Below are 1,073 nucleotides of genomic sequence, written 5' to 3' on the forward strand. Positions count from 1 at the left end.
GCGGGTGATGAGCCACAGGCGCGGCGGGGTGGTGGTCGCGGAGGCGACGGCCTGGGCCGCCAGGAGTGTCGCGGTGACCGCGCCGCTGTCGTGTCCGGGGGCGGGTGGGGTGGTGAGGAGGATGACTCCGCGGACGGTGCCGGCGCCTGCGGTGATCTGGTCGGTCCAGTCCTCGGCCGTGGCCGGGGGGTGGCTCAGGGCCACCGCGTTGGCCCCTGATCGGCGCAGTGCGGCGGCGAGTTCGGTGCTGGCTCCGGTGTCCTGTGGGCCGGCGGCGCCGATCAGCCAGGTGCCGGTGGGCGGCTGTGTGGGTGGGGTGGTCGGGGCGGCCGGCTGCCAGCGGACCGTGTAGAGCTGTTCTTCTGTCCGGCGGCGTACGTCGTCGTCGACCCGGAGGTGGCGGTCCGGTGCGAGGCGGATGCCGCGGAGTTCGATCAGGGTGCGTCCGGTTGGCTCGAGGATGCGTACGTCGCCGCTTTCGGCGTCGGCCGTCGCGTGGAGGAGTACGTCGCCGGTGGCTGCGCCGAAGACCCGTATCGCATCGATGCCCGTCACGAGGAGGTTCCCGGCCGCTGGGCCCGTGTGCTGTGTCCGGCAGGCGGCGAGCAGGCCGGTGGCGGCGGCGAGCAGGCCGGCGGGCAGGGTGCTGTGGCCTACGGGGTCGGGGTCGAGTGTCAGGGTGGTGAGCTGTTCCGTGCTGTTGTCCGCCTGCTGGAGTCTGGTGCGCAGGGGGGTGAGGTCCACCGTTTTCGGGGTGAGGGGCCAGGCGAGTTGGGCCGAGGCGGCGGTCGTCGCGTGGCGGCCGCCGGTGCGGCCGACGATCAGGGACAGCGACCATCCGGTGCTGGTGCGGTGGCCTACCAGTTGGGCGCCTGCGCCGGGGGCCAGGTGTGTCGCGTCGATCAAAGGCGTGTGGAGTTCGAGGCCTTGCAGTTCGACCGGTCCCTCGCCGAGCAGGTCGTGGCCGGCGGCCACCAGGAGTTGCGTGACGGTGGAGGCGTCGGCCGGCTCCGCGCCGGCACGCCGGACCGGGTAGTAGCGCAGTCCCGGCGTGTCGTGGGGGGTGAAGGGGG

The 1,073-nt window shown here is 73.6% G+C and carries 1 protein-coding gene; it reads right to left on the bottom strand.

Going from position 1 to position 1,073, the window contains the following annotated elements:
- Positions 1–1,073: Rossmann-fold NAD(P)-binding domain-containing protein (locus J0695_RS40815; protein WP_206969845.1), on the bottom strand; the 1,073-nt coding region annotated here is incomplete at both ends.

This window comes from Streptomyces beijiangensis, assembly GCF_017315755.1.
Taxonomy (GTDB): Bacteria; Actinomycetota; Actinomycetes; order Streptomycetales; family Streptomycetaceae; genus Streptomyces; species Streptomyces beijiangensis.